The sequence below is a fragment of the Paraburkholderia sp. J69-1 genome (assembly GCF_905220255.1).
GTDB lineage: Bacteria > Pseudomonadota > Gammaproteobacteria > Burkholderiales > Burkholderiaceae > Paraburkholderia.
Genome location: NZ_CAJMZG010000051.1, coordinates 1 through 4,744, shown reverse-complemented (window position 1 = coordinate 4,744; position 4,744 = coordinate 1). Strand labels below are relative to the sequence as shown.

General features: G+C 53.8%; 4 protein-coding genes and 1 pseudogene. 3 read left to right on the top strand and 2 right to left on the bottom strand.

Features of this window, described 5'->3' with window-relative positions; translation table 11 throughout:
- Positions 1 to 134 precede the first annotated feature (134 nt).
- The 3 genes from U5A67_RS40180 to U5A67_RS40170 are packed head-to-tail and all read left to right on the top strand — an operon-like array spanning position 135 to position 2,832.
- On the top strand, positions 135 to 794 hold the full coding sequence (locus U5A67_RS40180) for a response regulator (RefSeq protein WP_321818794.1): 660 nt from the start codon (positions 135 to 137) through the stop codon (positions 792 to 794).
- Positions 791 to 2,245, top strand: coding sequence for an ATP-binding protein (locus U5A67_RS40175; RefSeq protein ID WP_321818793.1), 1,455 nt, complete (start codon positions 791 to 793; stop codon positions 2,243 to 2,245). The genes U5A67_RS40180 and U5A67_RS40175 overlap by 4 nt, the downstream gene beginning before the upstream one ends.
- A gap of 59 nt (positions 2,246 to 2,304) precedes the next feature.
- Complete coding sequence (locus U5A67_RS40170) at positions 2,305 to 2,832, top strand: cytochrome b (RefSeq protein ID WP_321818792.1); 528 nt, start codon at positions 2,305 to 2,307, stop codon at positions 2,830 to 2,832.
- Positions 2,833 to 2,870: 38 nt separating this feature from the next.
- Here the strand turns inward: U5A67_RS40170 and hpnI are convergent.
- Both hpnI and U5A67_RS40155 read right to left on the bottom strand, forming a co-directional pair.
- Positions 2,871 to 4,028: pseudogene (gene hpnI / locus U5A67_RS40860) on the bottom strand (bacteriohopanetetrol glucosamine biosynthesis glycosyltransferase HpnI).
- 205 nt (positions 4,029 to 4,233) lie between these two features.
- Positions 4,234 to 4,650 carry a hypothetical protein gene (locus tag U5A67_RS40155; protein ID WP_321818789.1) on the bottom strand — a complete coding sequence of 139 codons (417 nt, stop codon included), beginning with the start codon at positions 4,648 to 4,650 and terminating at the stop codon, positions 4,234 to 4,236.
- Between the last annotated feature and the right edge of the window lie 94 nt (positions 4,651 to 4,744).

Genomic DNA, 4,744 nt, shown 5'->3' with positions numbered 1-4,744 from the left:
TACATACCGACCCTGAAGATATCCTGAAGACTTCAGGCAAATCTCACCTGCCATAATTCACGTTGTAATTCGCCTAGAATTATGAAACTCACAGAGAAGTTATTTTTACAAACGCAAATGCGTTTCAATTGCACATGAGAATTCTTCTCGTTGAAGACGATGACCTCATCGGGAGTGGTCTGGAGATAAGCCTTCGCGAAGCCGGCTACGTGGTTGACTGGGCCCGCGATGGCCATGCCGCAACGATGGCACTTGCCACAACTCATTATCTGATGGTTGTGCTGGACCTGGGCTTGCCCGGAAAGTCCGGGAGCAGCATCCTTCAGAACCTCCGTGAGGGGGGCGACGATATACCCGTACTGGTTCTGACCGCACGCGGCACGGTCGCAGACAGGGTTCGTGGTCTTGACGCAGGCGCTGATGATTATCTGGCCAAGCCCTTTGAGCTATCCGAGGTGCTTGCACGATGTCGCGCACTAGTAAGGCGCTCGCAAGGCCGCAGCCAGGAAACTATCATTTGGCATGAAATCGAAATGGATGTGTCTTCACGCACGGTGATGCGTGATAAGACACGGGTCGTTCTAACGGCAAAAGAGTGGACGATTCTCCATCACCTGCTGACTCATCAGGGTATTCCACAAACGAAACGACGACTTGAAGACCATCTCTACGGATGGCAGGACGGCGTGGAGAGCAATACCATAGAAGTGCATGTTTCCAATCTTCGGAAGAAGCTCGGTACAGATCTCATACGCACAGTACGCGGCGTCGGCTATGTGGTCGAGAAACCATGATCGCCCATTCGATACGCCGCCGCCTTTCTCTGCTCGTACTGCTGTGCGTGGTAGTTGTTTGGGCCGTCGCTGTGTACGGGAGTTTCCGTTACGCATCACGCGAGGTCCGGGAATGGCAGGACGCTCGTTTGGTGGAATACGCGAGGTTCATCGCCCGGCTTGATACGGCGGATATCGAGCAGTTCGCCCGGATTCCTTTCAACGCCCAGATTGAATTGTCCTGGCCGGGCCAGCATCGCAATGCTCAATCGGATAGTGACCGACTTCCCCGTGACATCCATTTTGCATTGAGCGATGGACAGGGAACCGTGATTTCAAACCTGCCGATCGTTACATCCAGTTTTCCCCCGGCGTTAAAAGACGACAGTCCGCCAATGACTATCGACGTTACCGGAACTGCGTGGCGAATTTATCAATTGCGCGACGAACGTAGCGGCCGCCGCATTCAAGTCATGGAAATATCGAACACGCGCAGCGACATGGCCTCCGGTGCGGCAATAAAGATCATTTCGCCGTTGATACTGGCGCTTCCTGCCCTTGCAGTCATGCTGCAGTATTTGATTCGTCGCAGCCTGAGGCCGCTTGACATGGTCTCTTCCACGATCAGAAGACGGGATGCACGGTCGCTCACTCCTCTGAACGTTGCGTCAATACCCAAAGAGGTTGAAGTCCTGGTCGATGCAATCAACCGTTTACTCGGCCAGCTCAGGCAATCGATTGTGAGGGAGCGTGCATTCACCTCGGACGCCGCACACGAACTCAAAACACCACTGGCGGCGATCAAGGTCCAGGCTCAGGTGGCCCTGACAACATCGGACCCAGCGTTGCAACTCCTCGCGATGCAACGAGTGGTGCAAGGAGTCGACCGCAGTGCGAGACTCGCAGAACAGTTGTTGTTGCTCGCCCGCCTCGACGAGCAGGATCACATTGCCGCAAGTCGCGTATTCACGGAGGAACTGATTGATGAAGCAATCATGCGACACGCTCCGCATGCGGCCGACAGGGGCATCATGCTTTGGGCGCATGCGGATGCACATCGGGCAATCCATGCCGACCCGGTACTTATTGGGATTCTGCTCGACAACCTGATCGATAACGCCATTAAGTATGGTGAAAAACAAGGAAACATCGAAATTACGACCGTCGACCAGGGCAATTTTCAGTGCCTGGCCGTGCTTGACGATGGTCCTGGCGTTGACCCTGACGATCTTGCGAAGCTGACTGACAGGTTCTATCGCGGCACCGGGGTGCAGTCGCCGGGAAGTGGATTGGGCCTGTCTATTGTGGAGCGAATTGCACGTTATTTCCACGGCACACTAAGATTCGGCATTGGGCTGAATGGGCGCGGATTGGGCGTCTTTGTCGAATTTCAGGCGTTCGAACCCATAACCCACGAGTCCTTGCCTGGTGGCGATCATTTTGCTCGCGTGAAGGCATCCATGACTTCTTAAGGTAGCCTTCATCGAAAATTCCTAGAATTCTCGCGACATGATCAATCAGGAGATCAACCATGCAGGCTGCCGAACCGTACGATCGCGTCGCGCGATTTTTTCACTGGCTGATTGTTTTCCTCGTTATGGCCCAGTTCATACTCGGCTGGACAATGCCAGACGTGCATCGTGATACACGCCCGGTGGGATTGATTGCGGGACATCTTATCGTCGGTACTACGCTGCTGGCTGCCATGCTGTGCAGACTCCTGTGGCGCCTGACCCATCGGCCGCCTCCTGTCGATATTTCTCGACCTTTGCGCATCGCTTCTTCGTTGACCCAGCTAGCGCTCTACGCACTACTATTGGTTGTGCCCCTGCTTGGATGGATGAATGCGTCTTCGCGTGGGTGGGCAGTCACTTTGTTCAATGTAATCCGGTTGCCTGACCTTTCCCCGGTTGGCTCGCCCCTCGGTCACGAAATGGGCGATGTACACGGCGTACTCGCCTGGGTGTTATTTGCGCTTATCTGCCTTCATATACTTGGAGCCATGACGCATTACTTTATTCTCCGGGATCGCGTCGCGCAGCGCATGGCACCATGGTGAGATAGCGCAGGAGTTACGTGCGCGGTAGCCGTACCCGTTCAGGTCTCACGTTCAGGTAACAGCATACCGCGGCCGTCAACCCTGAATCGTGTGCCTCGCCAGACTACATGCGATGAGCCGAAACTTGCGATATAGATCGCAAACTGAAGCAGGTCCCAAACTGGCAACCAGATAAGACCAGATGTCTTTTGTGACGTGGCCCGGTCAATCTGGCAGGCCAGTGCTACACGCGCCGTCACTGCCGCACAAAGTGCAAGCCACGATGCTGTGGCCCCCTGCGACAATACGACCGCAAGTATCGAGAGCGGAAATGGATGCGTGAAAACCAACCCGGCGTGTCCCCAGCGATCTGCTGCCCGTATGGTTCTGCTCCAACGTAGTTCGTGGCGAAACATTCCCGAGAAAGTGCTCTCTGAACAAGCATGCTGGACGAGCCTGGGCGAAATAGAGACACGCTTGTCGATCCCACGTACCGCTTCTCCAATAGCATGATCCTCAGCAAGATGATGTGCAAATTGAGCCAACCCGCCAATCCTGGCGAGCGTTTCACGCGTCATCGCAATCGATTGGCCGAAGCAAGGTCTGGCCCGCGCGAGGGCCAACCCGGTGACAACGCTTGGGAGGAAATGGTAATCCGTTAGTGCTGCGGCAACACGTGCCCAAAAATCGGGGGACCACCGACTGCGATAGATCGTCGTCACCAGTCCGACGTCAGGCATCTGGAGTTCACCAATCACACTACGCAAATAACCCGCATCGGCTTAGACATCGCTGTCCGCGAAGCACAAGACGTTGTGCTTCGCGTGATTGAGCATATTGACGAGATTGGAGATTTTTCGGTTCGGGCCATATAGCCGCGTATCGATTACGATAACAATCTGCTTGTCTGGATAGCGGTCCCGCAAGAGTTCAACCGCAGCGAGCGCCGTGTCCTGAGCGTCGTGCACGCCAAAAAGATATTGCACCTCTCCGGGATAGTGTTGAGTGAGGAAGGATTCAAGATTCTCGACAAGTTGCCATTCTTCGCCATGCAACGGCTTGAAGACAGAAACATCAGGAAACGAGTTTGCAGTGACAGGTATTTGTGAAAAGAAACGATTAACCAGTGTCAGTGCAAACACGGTATAACAGATCGCGCCGAAGGCAACGAATCCAGCGACCGAAGCCAGTATGTTCTGCGTCACGCCGAAACCCATTGCACAGACGGGCGCCAGGTGAATCACAACAACACATAATATTACGAATAAAGGAAACAGAATCGCAAATCGCAATACTAATGTTGGAGTGCAACGTAAAACCGCGTACCATTTCCGCTTGATGGTTACGAGACGATCACACATATTTCGGATTTTTTCCACGTGACTCCCCACGCTTCAATAAAATCGCTCAATATCTCGCCGTTTATCGCCACTTACGCACGCCAGCGCCAAACGCATATCCAAAGCGACGTCGATTCAGCCGGACATGCAACATGACAAGCTGCGGATAGCGGCAACCATCGATAATCGAAACTGGATCGTGGCCAGACTTATCAAACATCAGACAGCCATCACGGCGAGCTCTCTCATATGCGCAGTCTGCGATGTGTCGAACAGCGAGGACGCCAACGACAACCCCGACACATACACCTTCGCGAAAATCCACTGTGCTGCAAAAGGCCTCGACGTCATCAAACATGAGCGCCCAGCCAAACACCATAAGTTGAAACAGGACCGCAACAAGCGATGCAACCAGAAGATGCGCGCGAAATTCATCAATGAGGGCAGCACTCACACCCCCTCTGTTTTTCGATGCGCTGTGCTCACGCTGGTCATTCATTCTGAATGTAGGCTCCCTTGTCCAGTTTGATGTACGTCAGGTCGAGGTTCCTCAGCAGAGCCCAATGGTACATGGGCAAGCTGAGAAAACACTT

Bases quoted from the DNA above. Each gene is read 5' to 3' on its own strand.
- U5A67_RS40155 (WP_321818789.1), bottom strand. From the start codon at position 4,650: ATGAATGACCAGCGTGAGCACAGCGCATCGAAAAACAGAGGGGGTGTG.
- U5A67_RS40180 (WP_321818794.1), top strand. From the start codon at position 135: ATGAGAATTCTTCTCGTTGAAGACGATGACCTCATCGGGAGTGGTCTG.
- U5A67_RS40175 (WP_321818793.1), top strand. From the start codon at position 791: ATGATCGCCCATTCGATACGCCGCCGCCTTTCTCTGCTCGTACTGCTG.
- U5A67_RS40170 (WP_321818792.1), top strand. From the start codon at position 2,305: ATGCAGGCTGCCGAACCGTACGATCGCGTCGCGCGATTTTTTCACTGG.